General features: G+C 57.2%; 17 protein-coding genes. 11 read left to right on the top strand and 6 right to left on the bottom strand.

The window, feature by feature from the left end:
- The first annotated feature begins 4 nt into the window (after window positions 1-4).
- Window positions 5-367 (top strand): hypothetical protein, encoded by a 363-nt coding sequence (locus A3466_RS15765; RefSeq protein WP_063451348.1) that lies wholly within the window; start codon window positions 5-7, stop codon window positions 365-367.
- 147 nt (window positions 368-514) lie between these two features.
- On the opposite strand, the gene ftrA is transcribed toward A3466_RS15765, so the two are convergent.
- Window positions 515-1,513, bottom strand: a complete 999-nt coding sequence (gene ftrA / locus A3466_RS15760) for a transcriptional regulator FtrA (protein ID WP_063451347.1) — start codon at window positions 1,511-1,513, stop codon at window positions 515-517.
- A gap of 73 nt (window positions 1,514-1,586) precedes the next feature.
- Here ftrA and A3466_RS15755 point away from each other — a divergent pair, with 73 nt between their 5' ends.
- The 8 genes from A3466_RS15755 (at window position 1,587) to zinT (ending at window position 9,595) form a co-directional block, all read left to right on the top strand.
- Window positions 1,587-2,003 (top strand): rhodanese-like domain-containing protein, encoded by a 417-nt coding sequence (locus A3466_RS15755; RefSeq protein ID WP_063451346.1) that lies wholly within the window; start codon window positions 1,587-1,589, stop codon window positions 2,001-2,003.
- Between the two features lie 150 nt (window positions 2,004-2,153).
- Window positions 2,154-3,257 (top strand): cobalamin-independent methionine synthase II family protein, encoded by a 1,104-nt coding sequence (locus A3466_RS15750; protein WP_063451345.1) that lies wholly within the window; start codon window positions 2,154-2,156, stop codon window positions 3,255-3,257.
- Window positions 3,258-3,457: 200 nt separating this feature from the next.
- A complete protein-coding gene (gene urtA, locus A3466_RS15745; RefSeq protein ID WP_063451344.1) occupies window positions 3,458-4,729 on the top strand; it encodes an urea ABC transporter substrate-binding protein in 1,272 nt (423 codons plus the stop codon).
- Window positions 4,730-4,751: 22 nt separating this feature from the next.
- Window positions 4,752-6,326 carry an urea ABC transporter permease subunit UrtB gene (urtB, locus tag A3466_RS15740; RefSeq protein ID WP_063451343.1) on the top strand — a complete coding sequence of 525 codons (1,575 nt, stop codon included), beginning with the start codon at window positions 4,752-4,754 and terminating at the stop codon, window positions 6,324-6,326.
- On the top strand, window positions 6,326-7,399 hold the full coding sequence (gene urtC / locus A3466_RS15735) for an urea ABC transporter permease subunit UrtC (protein WP_063451342.1): 1,074 nt from the start codon (window positions 6,326-6,328) through the stop codon (window positions 7,397-7,399). The genes urtB and urtC overlap by 1 nt, the downstream gene beginning before the upstream one ends.
- The gene (urtD, locus tag A3466_RS15730; protein ID WP_063451341.1) at window positions 7,399-8,196 is read left to right on the top strand and encodes an urea ABC transporter ATP-binding protein UrtD; all 798 of its coding nucleotides are present in this window, start codon (window positions 7,399-7,401) and stop codon (window positions 8,194-8,196) included. Before urtC ends, urtD begins: the two co-directional genes overlap by 1 nt.
- 9 nt (window positions 8,197-8,205) lie before the next feature.
- Complete coding sequence (gene urtE, locus A3466_RS15725; protein ID WP_063451340.1) at window positions 8,206-8,904, top strand: urea ABC transporter ATP-binding subunit UrtE; 699 nt, start codon at window positions 8,206-8,208, stop codon at window positions 8,902-8,904.
- Between the two features lie 52 nt (window positions 8,905-8,956).
- Entirely contained in the window at window positions 8,957-9,595 is a 639-nt protein-coding gene (gene zinT / locus A3466_RS15720; RefSeq protein ID WP_063451538.1) for a metal-binding protein ZinT, read from the top strand.
- A 46-nt stretch (window positions 9,596-9,641) separates the two neighbouring features.
- On the opposite strand, the gene ydeE is transcribed toward zinT, so the two are convergent.
- The gene (gene ydeE / locus A3466_RS15715; RefSeq protein ID WP_063451339.1) at window positions 9,642-10,859 is read right to left on the bottom strand and encodes an efflux MFS transporter YdeE; all 1,218 of its coding nucleotides are present in this window, start codon (window positions 10,857-10,859) and stop codon (window positions 9,642-9,644) included.
- 193 nt (window positions 10,860-11,052) lie between these two features.
- Between ydeE and eamA the strand changes: the two genes are divergently transcribed.
- Complete coding sequence (eamA, locus tag A3466_RS15710; protein ID WP_063451338.1) at window positions 11,053-11,952, top strand: O-acetylserine/cysteine exporter; 900 nt, start codon at window positions 11,053-11,055, stop codon at window positions 11,950-11,952.
- 38 nt (window positions 11,953-11,990) lie between these two features.
- Here eamA and marB read toward each other — a convergent pair whose 3' ends face one another.
- The 3 genes from marB to marR are packed head-to-tail and all read right to left on the bottom strand — an operon-like array spanning window position 11,991 to window position 13,074.
- Window positions 11,991-12,206: a multiple antibiotic resistance protein MarB gene (gene marB / locus A3466_RS15705; RefSeq protein WP_063451337.1), complete on the bottom strand. Its 216-nt coding sequence runs from the start codon at window positions 12,204-12,206 to the stop codon at window positions 11,991-11,993.
- 32 nt (window positions 12,207-12,238) lie between these two features.
- Window positions 12,239-12,619: an MDR efflux pump AcrAB transcriptional activator MarA gene (marA, locus tag A3466_RS15700; protein ID WP_001303241.1), complete on the bottom strand. Its 381-nt coding sequence runs from the start codon at window positions 12,617-12,619 to the stop codon at window positions 12,239-12,241.
- A 20-nt stretch (window positions 12,620-12,639) separates the two neighbouring features.
- A complete protein-coding gene (marR, locus tag A3466_RS15695) occupies window positions 12,640-13,074 on the bottom strand; it encodes a multiple antibiotic resistance transcriptional regulator MarR (protein ID WP_003857182.1) in 435 nt (144 codons plus the stop codon).
- 256 nt (window positions 13,075-13,330) lie between these two features.
- Here marR and A3466_RS15690 point away from each other — a divergent pair, with 256 nt between their 5' ends.
- The gene (locus A3466_RS15690) at window positions 13,331-13,996 is read left to right on the top strand and encodes a MarC family NAAT transporter (RefSeq protein WP_063451336.1); all 666 of its coding nucleotides are present in this window, start codon (window positions 13,331-13,333) and stop codon (window positions 13,994-13,996) included.
- A 45-nt stretch (window positions 13,997-14,041) separates the two neighbouring features.
- Here A3466_RS15690 and A3466_RS15685 read toward each other — a convergent pair whose 3' ends face one another.
- Window positions 14,042-15,238 carry a sugar transporter gene (locus A3466_RS15685; protein WP_063451335.1) on the bottom strand — a complete coding sequence of 399 codons (1,197 nt, stop codon included), beginning with the start codon at window positions 15,236-15,238 and terminating at the stop codon, window positions 14,042-14,044.
- Window positions 15,239-15,300: the final 62 nt, after the last annotated feature.

Below are 15,300 nucleotides of genomic sequence, written 5' to 3'. Positions count from 1 at the left end.
ATAAATGAAAAAAATAATCGTGCTATCACTTCTGGGCGTAGTGGTTGCTGTGGGTGCTGCTGCCAGCATCTATTCAAACGAAGAACCAGACTATATTCAGTCAGCGAAAAGCCGCGTCGGATCGTATTTAACCAGTGATTACGGCCGCGTCGAATGTAATAGCACCCAGGTCAGTGAAGATCGCTGGGAGCTGGGCTGCACCAACAAGGCGAGGGGGAAAACCTTTCAGTTTGCCGTTTACCCATCCGAGCAGGCACCGTACGGAGTCTCTCGCGCGTTCTATCTCGAAGCGATTAATGATGATGCCCGCCAGAGCGCCGAGCAGGGGCTGATGCGTTATCTGCAAATTAATACCAAAGCGGGTTAATCGATTCGTTTATGCTTCGTTGAGGCTCACGGTGGTAGATTGCAGGTGATCCACATCCCGGTATGGAATACCGGAGCGTAGATACCAAAATACAAATCTATCCATGCAAGCATTTACCGCCAGAATATGGCGGTTTTTTTTTGCCTTTTATCGGGTCGGCTGCAAAAACTGCTTTCGATATTGCGTCGGGGAAAGGGCATATTGCTGGCGGAAATGGTGGCGCAGCGTGGCGCTGAGCCCAAAACCGGTTTGTTCTGCAATATTGTCGATGCTGAGTCGGCTATTTTCGAGATAATCCTTCGCCCGCTGCAATCTCGCCGTCAATAACCAGCGTGCGGGCGTGGTTCCGGTCGCGTCCTGGAAACGGCGCAAAAAGGTACGCTGACTCATGCCAACCCGCAGGGCCAGCGACCCGACGGTATGTGGCACGGCAAGATGCTGATGAAGATAATCAAACAGCTGTCCCAGGCGCTGACTTTCCCGTAGCCGAGCCACCGGCCGGCTAAGCTGCTGGGTTTGCGAGCCGTCTCTGTGGGGCGGGATCACCAGCCGACGCGCCACGCGGTTTGCCGCCTCCATACCGTAATCCCGGCGCACCACGTGCAGGCACAGATCGATCCCCGCCGCGCTGCCGGCGGAGGTAAGAATATCCCCCTCGTCCTGATACAGCACATCTTCCACCACGGTGACGGCGGGATAACGTGATTTCAGCGCGTGCGTGTAACGCCAGTGGGTGGTTGCCTTCCGCCCGTTGAGCAGGCCCGTGGCCGCCAGCACAAAAACGCCAGAACAGATTGAGAGCAGCTGACAGCCGCGGGCGTGCGCCGCGCATAACGCCTGACAGAGCGCCTCGGGTACGGGTTCGTCCAGCCCTCGCCAGCCGGGTACGACTACCAGATCCGCCGTCTCCAGCAGGTGCAGATCGCCATCGGCCAGAATGCGTATCCCGCCCGTTGCCCGGAGTTCGCCTTCATCCACGCTCGCCACGGCGAACCGATACCAGTCGTCGCCCATCTCCGGGCGCGGCAAGCCAAAGATTTCTACCGCCACGCCAAACTCAAAGGTGCACAAACCGTCATACGCCAGCACGACCGCGCGCGGAGGAGTGTGTCTTAAGTTTGTCATCTTTTTGCTGTTTTCTGGCATAGGCGGAGGCATTCATGGGCTGTATTAAGGGATAGAGTAGTGTTAACACAAACACCACAAATGAGGAAGATTCATGAGCTATGTTACTGAATTTCCGGCTGCCGAGCCGCAGGAAGCCGTGGGGCATTTTCTGCGACGCTTAAGCGTAGAGACGGACTGCGCCGATGTGCAACACGCTATATCCAGCGGTGAGCAGGACTTCGCTCTGTTGCACGTCGTCGGGAAGCCCGAGCATTTTGCCCGGCGTCATCTGCCCGGCGCGCAGCATTTACCCTGGAGCCAGATTACCGCAGAGCGGATGAACGCGTGGCCGGCGGGCACGCTATTTGTCGTCTATTGTGCAGGCCCGCACTGCAACGGCGCGGACAGGGCGGCGCTGAAGCTGGCGCGTCTGGGTCTGCCGGTCAAGATTATGCTCGGGGGCATGACCGGCTGGGAGGATGAACAGTTCGCGTTTGCAGGATCGTCATCATCCAACTCTGGAACATGAATTTTTTTCAACACCGATGAAATTTTCTCGTTTGTCGTGAGGCAGGGGGTGTGACATCTTCTTAGGACGTTTAGACATCCAGAAGTCTAAAGATTCAAGAGATGAATTATCACTGTGGGCAATTAACGCCGACAGACAAAGGAGATTTCCATGCAGCGACACCACGCCCCGTTCCGCGCCGATGTAGTCGGCAGCTTTTTACGCCCGGATTCCATTAAACAGGCGCGCCTGCAATTTGCCAGCGGTGAGATCGATGCCGGGCAGCTTCGCGCGGTCGAGGACGAGGCTATTCGCCACGTCGTTGAGCAGCAGTGTGCCTGCGGCCTGCACGTGGTGACGGACGGTGAGTTCCGCCGCGCCTGGTGGCACTTCGACTTCTTTGACGGGTTACAGGGCGTGGAGCGTTATGACGCTCAGCAGGGCATTCAGTTCAACGGGGTGCAGACCAAAGCCCACGGCGTGCGCGTCACGGGCAAGCTGGGCTTCGGCGCTCATCCTATGCTGGAAGACTTCCGCTACCTTAAAAGCATCAGCGGTAACGCGCAGCCGAAAATGACCATTCCTAGCCCGAGCGTGCTGCACTTCCGCGGTGGCCGCAAAGATATTGATGCCACGGTCTATCCAGACCTGAACGACTACTTTGACGATCTGGCAACCACCTGGCGCGACGCCATTCGGGCATTCTACGACGCGGGCTGCCGCTATCTGCAACTGGACGATACCGTATGGGCCTATCTCTGTTCGGAAGATCAGCGCCGCCAGATCCGGGAGCGGGGTGATGATGCCGACGAACTGGCCCGTATCTATGCCAACGTGCTGAACAAAGCGCTGGAAGGCAAGCCGGACGACCTGACCATCGGGCTGCACGTCTGCCGCGGCAATTTCCGCTCAACCTGGATTTCAGAGGGCGGCTATGAGCCGGTGGCGGAAGTGCTGTTCGGCACGGTTAACGTCGACGCGTTCTTCCTGGAGTACGACAACGATCGTAGCGGCGACTTCGCGCCACTGCGTTTTGTGCGCCCGGGTAAACAGCAGGTGGTTCTGGGGCTCATCACCACCAAGCACGGCGAACTGGAGAACCCTGAAGGGGTGAAAGCGCGTCTGGAAGAGGCCGCGCAATACGTCGCGAAAGAGCAGATTTGCCTCAGCCCGCAGTGCGGATTTGCCTCCACGGAAGAGGGTAACAGCCTGAGCGAAGCCCAGCAGTGGGACAAAGTTCGCCTGGTGACGCAAATCGCCAGCGACGTCTGGTAACACCCTCCACAGCGCTGCATTAATACAGTGCAGCGCTGTACCATTCTGAGTCGTTTCCCGTCATCCTTCTCTCGCATCCCTTTAAAATCTAGCCTCTGCAACCTGGCACTCTTTTTGCTCTCCTGAAACTGACGTTACTTTTTCTGCGTCCAAGCGGTAACGGACGTCTTCGCACAGCTTTCTTTTTCAGGAGTGAAAATATGCACCGTCGTACCCTTATTAAAGCGTTCGCCCTGTCCGCGTCCGTCGTCGCCATGGGCATGAGCTTTGGCGTCCAGGCCGCAGACACCATCAAAGTCGGGATTATGCACTCTCTGTCCGGCACGATGGCCATCTCAGAAACACCTCTGAAAGATGTCGCCCTGATGACCATCGATGAAATCAACGCCAAAGGCGGCGTGCTGGGGAAAAAGCTGGAACCGGTGGTGGTCGATCCGGCATCCAACTGGCCGCTGTTTGCCGAAAAGGCCCGCCAGCTTCTGAGTCAGGATAAGGTCGCCGTGGTGTTTGGCTGCTGGACGTCGGTTTCGCGTAAATCGGTTCTGCCGGTCTTTGAAGAGCTTAACGGTTTGCTGTTCTATCCGGTGCAGTACGAAGGTGAAGAGATGTCGCCTAACGTCTTCTATACCGGCGCGGCACCCAACCAGCAGGCGATCCCTGCGGTGGAGTACCTGATGAGCGAAGACGGCGGCAGCGCGAAGCGCTTCTTCCTGCTGGGTACGGACTACGTTTACCCGCGCACGACTAACAAGATCCTGCGTGCCTTCCTGCACTCGAAGGGCGTGGAAGATAAAGATATTGAAGAGGTCTACACCCCGTTTGGTCACAGCGATTACCAGACCATCGTTGCCAATATCAAGAAATTCTCCGCGGGCGGCAAAACGGCGGTGGTCTCCACCATCAACGGTGATTCCAACGTGCCTTTCTACAAAGAGCTGGCGAACCAGGGGCTGAAAGCCACTGACGTGCCGGTGGTGGCGTTCTCGGTCGGCGAGGAGGAGCTGCGCGGTATTGATACCAAACCGCTGGTGGGTAACCTGGCGGCGTGGAACTACTTTGAATCCGTTGATAACCCGACCAATCAGACCTTCGTCGCGGCCTACAAAGCCTACGCGAAAGCGCACAAGCTGCCGAATGCCGACACCGTGGTCACCAACGATCCGATGGAAGCGACCTACGTTGGCCTCCATATGTGGGCGCAGGCGGTTGAGAAAGCCGGTACGACCGACGTGGATAAAGTGCGCGCGGCAATGGCGGGCCAGTCCTTCAGCGCGCCGTCCGGCTTTACGCTGACCATGGATGCCACCAACCACCACCTGCATAAGCCCGTCATGATCGGCGAAATCGAAGGTAACGGCCAGTTCAACGTCGTCTGGCAGACCGAACAGCCGGTACGCGCTCAGCCGTGGAGCCCGTTTATCGCCGGGAACGACAAAAAGCCTGACCAGCCGATGAAAACCGCCAGCAACTAAGCCAACACCAGGGAGAGACGTCATGAACGCCATGCGCATCATTATTGCGATTGTGTGGCTTACCGGACTGCTGCCAGGGATGGCGCAGGCATCGGATGCCGATGATTTCGTTGCCGCCACCCGGAGCCAGCAGACCGCTATGCTGACCCGGTGGGCGGCCGCGCCGGAACCTGCACGTTTGCCGCTGCTTAAGGCGCTGCAAACCGAGAATCTTTATACCGACAGCCAGAAGCATGCTTTTACCCGCATCGACGGCGGCATGGTTGCACTGGGGGCATCAAAAACCGCCGAAGGGGCAACCAAAGCCGTGCGCCTTACCAACCGGCTGCGCGTATTGACCCTCACGGCGCTGGCGACGCATCAGCTTATCAGTGACAGTGTCACGGAAAGGCGTCATGCCGCGCGACAGCTTCAGCGTGATGCCCAGCCGGAGATGCTCGGCTTCTTGCAACAGCGAGCCGGTCGCGAAACGGACGATGTCACCCGGCAGTCTCTGATGCTGGCGCTGGCAAACCTTCAGCTGACGAGCCCACAGGCTGAAATACGGCTGAAGGCGGTTGAGCTGCTGGGGCAGTCTGACGATCCGGACGTGCAGGCCACGCTGGCACCGCTCACCCAGGCGCAAACCGAACCGGATGCACGCGTACGTGCCGCAGCTACCGAAAGCCTGGATCGTATCCAGCACCGTCTGATGTGGGGCGAACTGCTGGGGCAGGCCTTTATGGGCCTGTCGTTGGGATCGGTGCTGCTGCTGGCCGCCCTCGGGCTGGCTATCACCTATGGTCTGCTGGGCGTGATCAATATGGCGCACGGCGAGATGCTGATGCTCGGGGCATATGCCACCTGGATGGTGCAGCAGATGATGGCGCAGTGGATGCCTCAGTGGCTGGCGCTCTATCCGGTGATAGCGCTGCCGGTGGCGTTTTGCCTGACGGCAGGTATCGGCATGGTGCTGGAGCGCACGGTGATCCGCCATCTGTATGGCCGGCCGCTGGAAACGCTGCTCGCCACCTGGGGGATCAGCCTGATGCTCATCCAGCTGGTGCGCATGACCTTTGGCGCACAGAACCTTGAGGTCGCGAACCCGGCCTGGCTGTCCGGCGGCGTGCAGGTTTTCGCCAACCTGACGCTACCGTGGAACCGCCTTGTGGTGCTCGGCTTTGTGCTGCTGGTGCTGTTCTTTACCTGGCTGATTCTGAACAAAACGCGTCTGGGCCTGAACGTGCGGGCGGTGACGCAAAACCGCAGCATGGCGGCCTGCTGCGGCGTGCCGACCGGACGGGTTGATATGCTGGCGTTTGGCCTCGGGTCCGGCATCGCCGGGCTGGGCGGCGTGGCATTGTCCCAGCTGGGGAACGTGGGGCCGGAGCTGGGTCAGGGGTACATCATCGATTCGTTCCTGGTGGTGGTGCTGGGCGGCGTCGGTCAGCTGGCTGGTAGCGTGGCGGCGGCCTTTGGACTTGGCATCTTCAATAAAATTCTTGAACCGCAGATGGGCGCGGTGCTGGGCAAGATCCTGATTCTGGTGGCGATTATTCTCTTTATCCAGAAGCGTCCGCAGGGGTTATTCGCACTGAAAGGGAGGGTGACAGACTGATGAGCCAGCCACTGACCTTAACACTGGCGCGCAGCGCACCGCGTACCACGCAGATTGTCGGCAGCCTGCTGATTGCGGCGCTGCTGGTGCTGCCTTTTCTCGCGCTGTTGCCTTCCACGCATCCGCTGGCTGTCTCCACGTGGATGCTGACGCTCGTCGGCAAAATCCTCTGCTACGCGGTTATCGCCGTGGCCCTCGATCTGGTGTGGGGCTATGCCGGCATGCTCTCGCTGGGGCACGGCATATTCTTCGCCCTGGGCGGGTATGCGATGGGCATGTACCTGATGCGCCAGGCGGCTGGAGACGGTTTGCCCGCATTTATGTCGTTTCTGTCGTGGAGCGAACTGCCGTGGTTCTGGTGGGGGACGCAGCATTTCGCCTGGGCGCTGGTTTTAATCGTGACGGTCCCCGGCCTGCTGGCGCTGGTCTTCGGCTGGTTTGCTTTCCGCTCGAAGATCAAAGGAGTCTATTTCTCCATCATGACCCAGGCGCTGACCTATGCGGGGATGCTGCTTTTCTTTCGCAATGAAACCGGCTTTGGCGGCAATAACGGCTTCACCGGCTTCACCACGCTGCTCGGGTTTTCCGTCACGGTGACCACGACGCGGATCGCGCTGTTTATCGCGACCGTAATGCTGCTGGTTCTGGCTCTGGGCACAGGCTACGCGCTGGCGAAGAGTAAGTTTGGCCGCATTTTGACGGCGGTACGCGATGCGGAAAATCGCCTAACGTTTTGCGGCTACGATCCGCGCGGCTTCAAGCTGCTGGTCTGGACGCTCTCTGCCGTGCTGTGCGGCCTGGCGGGGGCGCTGTACGTTCCGCAAGTGGGCATTATCAACCCGGGCGAGATGTCGCCAACCAACTCCATTGAAGCGGCCATCTGGGTCGCGCTGGGGGGGCGCGGCACGCTGGTGGGCCCGGTGATCGGCGCGGCGCTGGTCAACGGTGCGAAGAGCTTTTTCACCGTGGCGATGCCGGAGTACTGGCAGCTGATTCTGGGGCTGATTTTCATTGCCGTCACGCTGTTTTTACCGCGCGGCGTGTTTGGTCTGTTGCGTAAGGGAGAGAAATAATGCAGCCCTCTGAAGGACTCTTTACCCGCCAGCTGCCGGGCGATCGTTATCGCGAGCAGACCGATCCGGTATTGCAGCTTGAGGCCATTAACGTCAGCTTCGACGGCTTTAAGGCGTTGACCGATCTCTCGCTGAATATCGGCGTCGGGGAGCTGCGCTGCATCATTGGGCCTAACGGTGCGGGCAAAACCACGCTGATGGACGTGATCACCGGCAAAACCCGGCCCATAAGCGGAAAAGCCATATACGATCAGTCCATCGATCTGACAACCCTTGAACCGGCTGCCATTGCCCGGCAGGGGATTGGGCGTAAGTTCCAGAAGCCGACGGTGTTTGAAGCGCTGACCGTATGGGAAAACCTCGAAATCGCCATGAAGGCCGACAGGTCCGTCTGGGCGAGCCTGCGGGCCACGCTCAGCGGCGAACAGCGCGACCGCATTGACGAAATGTTGTTATTGCTGCGGCTTGGCAGCGAGCGCGATCGCCGCGCCGGGCTGCTTTCCCACGGGCAGAAGCAGTTTCTGGAGATTGGCATGCTGCTGGTGCAGGAACCGCATCTGCTGCTGCTGGACGAACCCGCCGCCGGCATGACCGACGCAGAGACGGAATACACCGCCGAACTGTTCCGCACCCTGGCAGGTAAACATTCGCTGATGGTGGTTGAGCACGATATGGGCTTCGTCGAGACCATAGCCGACCACGTCACGGTGCTGCATCAGGGTCGCGTGCTGGCAGAAGGCTCGCTTCGCGAGGTACAGGCCAATGAACAGGTGATTGACGTCTATCTGGGACGCTAAGGAGAACGGATGTTGCAGGTTAACGAGCTGAATCAGTACTACGGCGGAAGCCATATACTGCGCGGAGTGAACTTTGAAGCGGCCGTCGGGGAAGTTACCTGCCTTTTGGGGCGCAACGGGGTGGGCAAAACCACCCTGCTGAGGTGCCTGATGGGGCTGATCCCAGTGAAAACCGGGGAGGTGGTCTGGCAGGGGAAAACCATCACCCATAGTAAGCCGCACCAGCGGGTGCAGTCCGGCGTGGCGTATGTTCCGCAGGGGCGCGAGATTTTTCCGCGTCTCACCGTTGAGGAAAATCTGCTGATGGGGCTGTCGCGCTTTTCCGCGCGCAGTGCAAAAGGCGTACCGGAGGAGATATGGCAGCTTTTCCCGGTGCTGAAAGAGATGAAGCACCGTCGCGGAGGCGATCTTTCCGGTGGTCAGCAGCAACAGCTGGCGATTGGGCGGGCGCTGGCGAGCCGTCCACGGTTGCTGATCCTGGATGAGCCTACGGAAGGTATTCAGCCGTCGGTGATTAAAGAGATCGGCCAGGTGATTCGCAGCCTGGCAAACCGGGGGGATATGGCGATTTTGCTGGTGGAGCAGTTTTACGATTTTGCAGCGGAGCTGGCCGACAGCTATCTGGTGATGTCGCGCGGCAGTATTGTCCAGCATGGGCGCGGGGAAAATATGGAGCAGGAGGGCGTTCGCGGACTGGTTGCGATCTGAGATGTTATACTATAACATCCTCATTCTTATAACACGGAATGAGGGTTTTGCTTTGGCTGCACATGCTGGAAAAATTGCGCTGACTCTGGGAACGCTGCTGGTAAGCGGCTCGCTTTTTGCTCATTCGCACGGTCATCAGATGACGGAGGCGGAACAGAAGGCGGCTAACGGCGTCTTTGAGGATAAAGACGTCAGGGACAGAAAATTGTCTGACTGGGACGGGACCTGGCAGTCTGTGTATCCGTTCCTGCTTGATGGTTCGCTGGATCCGGTCTTCCAAAAGAAGGCAGAGAAGGGTGACAAATCCGCTGACGAGGTGAAAGCCTACTACCGCAAGGGTTACGCCACGGACGTGGACGCCATCGGTATTGAAAACAATATGATGGAGTTCCACCGAGGCAAGACGGTGAGCAGCTGCCGCTACGACTATAGCGGCTACAAAATTTTGACCTATGCTTCGGGTAAAAAGGGCGTTCGCTACCTGTTTGAGTGTAAGGATAACGCGAGCCAGGCGCCGAAATTTGTGCAGTTCAGCGACCATACCATCGGGCCGAAAGCCTCTTCACACTTCCATATCTTCATGGGCAACACCTCCCACGAGGCGCTGCTGAAGGAGATGGATAACTGGCCGACCTACTACCCGAATGAGATGTACAAAGAGCAGGTGGTGGAAGAGATGTTGCACCACTAGGGTGCTGGTTTTGCCGGGTGGCGGCTTCGCCTTACCCGGCCTACGATTAGGGTTGACCAGGTCGGGTAAGCGCAGCGCCACCCGACACGCTATCTTCACTTTTCACGCGCATCCCACGCAAAATCATCAGCCACGCCGCGACGATGGCGGCCATCATAATAATAAATAACGACCAGTGCGGCAGATGTGTCAGGATCAGCCCGGTGATCATCGGGTTCGCCGCCGCCCCCAGCCAGCCCAGCGCCTGCGCGGAGAAGTAGCTCGCCTTCATGCCCGGCGGGGCGATATTGTCGATCAGCATGTATTCGCCCGGCGCGTAGATAATTTCACCCAGGGTGAAAATCGCCGCCGCAATCCCCCAGTAAATCAGGTTCTCCCCAGAGAGCATAAACCCACCCAGCCCGAGGATGAAAAAGAGCGTCGCGGCAGTCATTAGCGGGCGGATGTTGCTGGCGGAGATCTTGCGACCAAGCGCATATTGCAGGGTGACCACCACCACCGCGTTGACGGGCAGCACAACGGCCACCACCTTTTCTGCAAAATCGCTGTCCGCATATGCGGCGAGGACATACTGGGAAATGCAGGTGGCGAACGATCCGCCCACGTAGGACGCCAGCAGGCCGGAGAGCGTGTACCAGAACAGCGCGCGGTCCTTGAGCAGCACCGAGGGCTGCCACGGCGCTTTTTCCTCCACGCTGTCAGACGCTACGCTTTTCTGCACAAAGAAATGGATAAACCCGAGCGGCAGTGCGGCGCAGAAGGCCGCCAGCCAGAACGGCAGTTGCAGGCTGTACATCACCAGCAGTGTGCCCATCGGCGGCCCGATGGTCCAGCCGATATTCAGAAAACTGTAGTTGAGCGAGAACACGCGCGCCTTTTCGCTGGTGGTCAGCACGTCGGCAAACCACGCTTTCAGCACCGTTGAGAATACGGAATAGGCGCAGTTAATCAGGGCAAAGAACAGCACCACCAGCGTAACGTTATTTACCAGCGGAATGGCCACAAACCCGGCAATAAAGGCCACGATGGCGATCAGCATATAGCGCTTTTTGTCGAACTTATCCGCCAGGATGCCAAACCCCAGGCTAAACACCACACCTATGGTCAACGCCACGGTAAGGGCGTAGCCAATATTCTCCACGCTCATGTTGTACACGCGCGTGAGATAAATGGTCATAAAGGGCAGCGTTGCCCCGCGGCCAATTGTTAATAACAATGACGACGCCAACAGTGCTGCGGTTGAGCGCCTGAGAGATGGTTTCATTTTCCTGCCCGACAAATGCTTATGCTTTTTTTGTTGTGTTATTACAGGATTATCACGGGATCGGCAGCTTGTATAGCACCCAATTTATCCGCAAGTGCTTCGCCTCTGTACCAGAATTAATGATCTTCTCGCGGGCCTATTTTTTCTGTTACCTTGAAGTGTTTACAAAAATTTAATAATTCAGGGGCGGAAGATGACGCGTAAAGACGGGCTGTTGGCGTTGCTGGTTGTGGTGGTGTGGGGACTCAATTTTGTGGTCATCAAAATGGGGTTGCACAACATGCCTCCGCTGATGCTGGCAGGTCTGCGCTTCTTGCTGGTGGCGTTCCCGGCGCTGCTGTTCGTTGCCCGTCCGAAAATTCCCCTCAAGCTTCTGCTGGGCTACGGCCTGACCATCAGTTTTGGTCAGTTTGCGTTTCTTTTTTGCGCCATAAAATTCGGTATGCCTGCGGGTCTGGCTTCGCTGGTGCTCCAGGTGCAGGCGTTCTTTACCATCATTCTCGGCGCGTTTGTCTTTGGCGAGCGCTTGCAGGGCAAACAGCTGGCGGGCATTAGCCTTGCGGTCTTTGGCGTGCTGGTGCTGATAGAAGGTAGCCTTAACGGTCAGCATGTCGCCCTGCTGGGCTTTATGCTGACCCTGGCGGCGGGGCTAAGCTGGGCGTGCGGCAACATCTTCAACAAACTGATAATGCAGCACGAGGCGCGTCCGGCGGTGATGTCGCTGGTGGTCTGGAGCGCGTTGATCCCGATTGTGCCGTTTATGGCCGCGTCGTTTATTCTGGATGGCCCGCAGGTGATGCTGAAAAGCCTGGTGGAGATCGACCTGACGACCATTTTGTCGCTGGTCTATCTGGCGTTAGTCGCCTCAATCATTGGCTACGGCATCTGGGGATCGCTGCTCGGGCGCTATGAAACCTGGCGCGTGGCGCCGTTATCGCTGCTGGTGCCGGTGGTCGGGCTTGCCAGCTCCGCACTTTTACTGGACGAAACGCTCAGCGCGCTGCAACTGTCTGGTGCGGGGTTGATTATGGCCGGGCTGTATATCAACGTCTTTGGCTTACGGGTGCGTCGGGCGACGCGAGTGCGGAGTTAAGGCAGAAAAAAGCCCCGCCATAGCGGGGCAAAAACGAATTACAGGTCGTGGTTGTAATACGGCACGCCTAATTCGTCGGATTTGTCGCTGCCAGCGCCCATGTGATTGAAGTCATAGGGAGACTGGCTTTGCGTGGACGGCATAATCATGGTGCCACGATTATTTTGCTGCCCCGCACTGGGAGTTTGCTCCGCGAAACTCTGGCCGGAAACCAGCACTAGCAAGGTGAGGGCGGCGGAGACGATAAATTTCATGATTTCCTCGGTTACGTCTTAACAGGCGATGATTAACTGCAATGTTTTAGCGGATACAAATAACGGGATTCACCCGGCATACTGGTAATACGGTACTTATGAGGCGGCACGTCAAAGTAGTTCTTGAACGTACGCGTCAGGGTTTGCTGCGATTCAAAACCATAACGCTCCGCCAGATAAAGGATCGGCTCATTGCTTTCTTTCAGCTTCTGGGCAATCTCCGTCAGCTTGCGGCTGCGAATATATTGACCTAATGAATGACCGGTCTCTTTTTTGAACATCCGTTGCAGGTGCCATTTTGAGTAACCTGAACGCTCAGACACTTTTTCAAGAGAGAGCGGAGATTCCAGGTTATCTTCGATCCAGTCCAAAATGCTATGAATGGTGATAGCGTCAGTATTGCGTCTGGACATCGTCATACCTCTTTTTCTGTTTACGGCAGGATTTTCTTGAGTAAAAGCTCAAGCGTTGCCACTTCATCTGCCGTTAAGTTTTTTGTTAGTTCCTGGTGCAGTGTTTGTCCTACTAATTGATGACATTGCTCACACATGGCCGCGCCATCGCTGGTCAGTTTCACCAGTACGCCACGTTTGTCATTCGGGTTAGGGCTTCGTTCGACCCATCCTTTACAGACGAGACGATCCAGCATGCGGGTTAACGCACCCAGATCGACAGAGAGCACCTTTTTCAGCTCAACCGGCGTGATACACACTTCGCAGCGAATGGAACACAGCACTTTGAACTGTGTTGCGGTGATATCCAGCGGTGACAGGTAGTCATTGAGCAGGCGATCTTTTTTCTGGTTAACCATATGAATAAGACGACCCAGTGGGATTATGTCGTTGAAGAGGTCACTGGTGCTTTTCACAATGGTTGCCCTGGCAAGTAGTTTAGTCACGGCAGATATTATTGCTCAGGCAAGTATAAGTCAACTGAATGAATCAGCCGATGCCACGAATTGCTAAAACGCTTCAGGAACTTTTTCAGTACGCTTTTAAATCAGTGACATAATCTGAGGTTATTGGTTGCACGGGACAATGAGAGTTACGTTACGTGGATGGCTCAGGACGAGGGTTTCCCCTTATAATTGCGGTGTTGAATAAGGATAAGGACTGCGGTGCACTATGTTGGATTTGATTAAGGCAGTGGGGCTTGGGCTGGTGGTGTTGCTGCCGCTGGCGAACCCGTTAACGACGGTAGCACTCTTTCTGGGGCTGGCGGGGAACATGAACAGCGCGGAGCGCAATCAGCAGTCGATGATGGCCTCCGTATACGTTTTTGCCATCATGATGGTGGCTTATTATGCCGGGCAGCTGGTGATGAATACCTTCGGCATCTCCATTCCCGGCCTGCGTATTGCCGGCGGGCTGATCGTGGCCTTTATTGGTTTCCGGATGCTGTTCCCGGCGCAAAAAGCGCACGAATCACCGGAAGCGAAAAGCAAATCGGAGGAGCTTGAAAGCGAACCGAGCGCCAATATCGCCTTTGTGCCGTTAGCCATGCCGAGCACGGCGGGGCCGGGGACGATTGCGATGATCATCAGTTCCGCCTCAACGGTGCGTGATGGTTCGACTTTCCCGGACTGGGTTATTACCGTTGCGCCGCCGATCATTTTTGGGCTTATTGCCCTTATCGTCTGGGGATCGTTACGCAGTTCCGGGGCGATAATGCGCTGGGTAGGTAAGGGGGGAATTGAAGCTATCTCCCGTCTGATGGGCTTCCTGCTGGTCTGTATGGGCGTGCAGTTTATCATTAACGGCGTGCTGGAGATTGTGAAGACGTACCATTGAGAACAGTGCCGGGTGGCGGCTTCGCCTTACCCGGCAAACTCATCGTCAACCGTGGCTGGTCTGTTCTTCCATCGCAACCGGCCATTTACGGAAGATCAGCACCGACCAGATCAGTGCGATCAGCGCCGGAACAGCCCCGAGATAGCCAATGGCCGACATCGACACATGCAGGCTGATCTGATTTCCCACCAGCGCACCGGCCCCAATTCCCAGATTAAAAATTCCGGAGAAGAGCGACATCGCCACGTCCGTGGCATCCGGCGCCAGCGCCAGCACTTTGACCTGCATTCCCAGACCGATAATCATGATCGCCACGCCCCAGAACAGGCTGAGGATCGCCAGATGGATTTCGCTACCCGCCGCAGGCATCAGTAACAGCAGGCACGCCAGCAGCAGGCCAATCGCACCGCTTACAAGCGCGGATGCGTGTCGATTGCCCAGCTTCCCAAACAGGACACTGCCGATAATCCCCGCGCCGCCCAGGATCAGCAGCAGAACGGTGGCGAAGTTGGCGCTGAAGCCCGCGACAACCTGTACGAACGGCTCAATATAGCTATAGGCCGTATAATGGGCGGTCACCACAATTACGGTCAGCAGATAGATGCTCATCAGCGCCGGACGACGCACCAGCAGCGGCAGACTTTTCAGCGAACCGGAGTGTTCGCTCGGCAATTTTGGCAGCAGTTTAACCAGACACACCAGGGTGGTCAGCGCGCCCATGCCGATGGCAAAGAAAGTGGTGCGCCAGCCGAAGTATTGGCCCACGATACGCCCGATGGGCAACCCTAATACCATCGCCAGCGCCGTTCCGGTGGCAATCAGGCTCAGCGCCTGGGCGCGTTTCCCCGCGGGCGCCAGACGAATGGCGAGCGACGCGGTGATCGACCAAAAAACGGCATGGGCAAAGGCGATACCCGTTCGGCTGATGACCAGCACCGTAAAGTTCCATGCCATAAATGACAGCATATGGCTGGCAATGAACACCACAAACAGCCCAATCAGCAGCTTACGGCGTTCCATCTGGCTGGTCAGCAGCATAAACGGCAGTGACATCAGCGCCACGACCCATGCATAGATGGTCAGCATGATGCCTGCCTGTGCCGTCTCCATGTTGAAGCTGGCTGCGATGTCAGACAGCAGTCCAACCGGAACAAACTCCGTGGTGTTGAAAATAAACGCTGCGATGGCGAGCGTGACCACGCGTAGCCACGCGACCCTGCGGGAAACCGTGTGTGTTGTCATAGGGACATCTGGGATTCATTACGTGAAAGATGAGGAGACGATCTTAAAGCGTTATACGGCGA

The organism is Enterobacter genomosp. S, from assembly GCF_001631805.1.
In the GTDB taxonomy this organism is placed as follows: Bacteria; Pseudomonadota; Gammaproteobacteria; order Enterobacterales; family Enterobacteriaceae; genus Enterobacter; species Enterobacter quasihormaechei.
The sequence above is the reverse complement of the archived record's forward strand: the minus strand, read 5'-3'. Positions and strand labels throughout refer to the sequence as shown.

Coding starts and splice junctions, on each gene's coding strand:
- ydeE (WP_063451339.1), bottom strand. CDS start 10,859: ATGAAACCATCTCTCAGGCGCTCAACCGCAGCACTGTTGGCGTCGTCA.
- urtE (WP_063451340.1), top strand. CDS start 8,206: ATGTTGCAGGTTAACGAGCTGAATCAGTACTACGGCGGAAGCCATATA.
- A3466_RS15765 (WP_063451348.1), top strand. CDS start 5: ATGAAAAAAATAATCGTGCTATCACTTCTGGGCGTAGTGGTTGCTGTG.
- urtB (WP_063451343.1), top strand. CDS start 4,752: ATGAACGCCATGCGCATCATTATTGCGATTGTGTGGCTTACCGGACTG.
- urtC (WP_063451342.1), top strand. CDS start 6,326: ATGAGCCAGCCACTGACCTTAACACTGGCGCGCAGCGCACCGCGTACC.
- urtD (WP_063451341.1), top strand. CDS start 7,399: ATGCAGCCCTCTGAAGGACTCTTTACCCGCCAGCTGCCGGGCGATCGT.
- A3466_RS15755 (WP_063451346.1), top strand. CDS start 1,587: ATGAGCTATGTTACTGAATTTCCGGCTGCCGAGCCGCAGGAAGCCGTG.
- A3466_RS15685 (WP_063451335.1), bottom strand. CDS start 15,238: ATGACAACACACACGGTTTCCCGCAGGGTCGCGTGGCTACGCGTGGTC.
- marA (WP_001303241.1), bottom strand. CDS start 12,619: ATGTCCAGACGCAATACTGACGCTATCACCATTCATAGCATTTTGGAC.
- ftrA (WP_063451347.1), bottom strand. CDS start 1,513: ATGCCAGAAAACAGCAAAAAGATGACAAACTTAAGACACACTCCTCCG.
- urtA (WP_063451344.1), top strand. CDS start 3,458: ATGCACCGTCGTACCCTTATTAAAGCGTTCGCCCTGTCCGCGTCCGTC.
- marB (WP_063451337.1), bottom strand. CDS start 12,206: ATGAAATTTATCGTCTCCGCCGCCCTCACCTTGCTAGTGCTGGTTTCC.
- eamA (WP_063451338.1), top strand. CDS start 11,053: ATGACGCGTAAAGACGGGCTGTTGGCGTTGCTGGTTGTGGTGGTGTGG.
- A3466_RS15690 (WP_063451336.1), top strand. CDS start 13,331: ATGTTGGATTTGATTAAGGCAGTGGGGCTTGGGCTGGTGGTGTTGCTG.
- A3466_RS15750 (WP_063451345.1), top strand. CDS start 2,154: ATGCAGCGACACCACGCCCCGTTCCGCGCCGATGTAGTCGGCAGCTTT.